General features: G+C 67.3%; 1 protein-coding gene and 1 pseudogene. Both read right to left on the reverse strand.

Annotated elements, in window-relative coordinates; genetic code table 11:
* Window positions 1-708: 708 nt before the first annotated feature.
* Window positions 709-843, reverse strand: a complete 135-nt coding sequence (locus IG78_RS47380) for a hypothetical protein (protein ID WP_347400164.1) — start codon at window positions 841-843, stop codon at window positions 709-711.
* Window positions 844-1040: 197 nt separating this feature from the next.
* A pseudogene (locus tag IG78_RS48955) lies at window positions 1041-1127 on the reverse strand (IS5/IS1182 family transposase); the annotation flags it as partial.

Genomic DNA, 1127 nt, shown 5'->3' on the forward strand with positions numbered 1-1127 from the left:
TGCGGCGAGCAGCTCTCCCCACTGCTGCGGCAAGGACGTCTGCGGCATGTCCTCGGCCTCGGTGCCGGGCAGGACCTCCTCCAGCACCATCGCCCCGGCCTCCGCGTCAGCGGCCAGTACGGTCGGCACCCGACCTGACGGCGCGAACACGCGCAGCATCTCGACCTGCTGGGTCAACAGCGCCCGATCTGGGCTGAGTTTGAGAACCGCCGGCGTTCCGTCGGCTGAGTTTGAGAACCGCCGGCGTTCCGTCAGGCCATTGGCAGCGCAAGACGACAGAGGAAGCTCCACTCTCGAACAGCTCACCGAGCATCAAACCCCACCGCGCGGCCAGCCGCGCAGCGAGGTTCGGAACCTTAGCGAGCCACCCCTCCGCCTCGGGGGCCTCGGGGCCGAATCGACCAACCAACCGCGCGTCGATCTCTTCCATATTCATCCCGGTAGCTTGCACCCCGAACTGCCGCCGTGCTCACGTATATCGACGTCGCTCCGTGGGAGGCGGAGCCGTTTCGGGGAACGATCACCAGGCACCTGGGAAATGACCTCGAGTGAGCCGGGAGGCCACAGGACGGCGGCGCTCGTGAACGCCCCATAGTCGGGCAGTCGCCTCTGCGGTCAGCGTGGTCGTCCTGGTTGTGGATGATCAGGGTTCCGTGCGGTTTTGCTCAACGTAGGATGAGACACTCGATCGCGAGACACATGCAGTGCTCACATAACCCTGCGGGTGGAGCATCCGTCGCGGTCGGCGTCGATCCAGTGGCGGAACTTGTCGCGGCTGTAGCCGTCCCGGCTTTCGTCGGTGACGGGCAGGGCAGCCAGGGCGTCGCGGACGGGCAAGCGCACGTCGTCGCCGGGGGGCGGCGTGGGCGGTGGTGGCGGTGGCGAGCAGGGCGGCGAGGGCGGCCAGTGTGGCGGCGACGCGGATGCGCAAGGGCTTCTCCAAAGGTCACGGGAGGGGGCGTGCTCTTCGTAGCGGGCCGTGCGGGGGTGCCGGGTCCCGATGAGGGGGCTGCCACTCGTGTGGGTGATAAGACGCCATCTCATTTGGATAGTCTGCGGTAGCAGATGAGGGTGCAGGCGATGCTGGTGAAGGCGAGGAAGTGCTCGGCCTTGCGTTCGTAGCGGCG

It is taken from the genome of Streptomyces aureocirculatus, assembly GCF_000720475.1.
GTDB classification, from domain to species: Bacteria; Actinomycetota; Actinomycetes; order Streptomycetales; family Streptomycetaceae; genus Streptomyces; species Streptomyces aureocirculatus.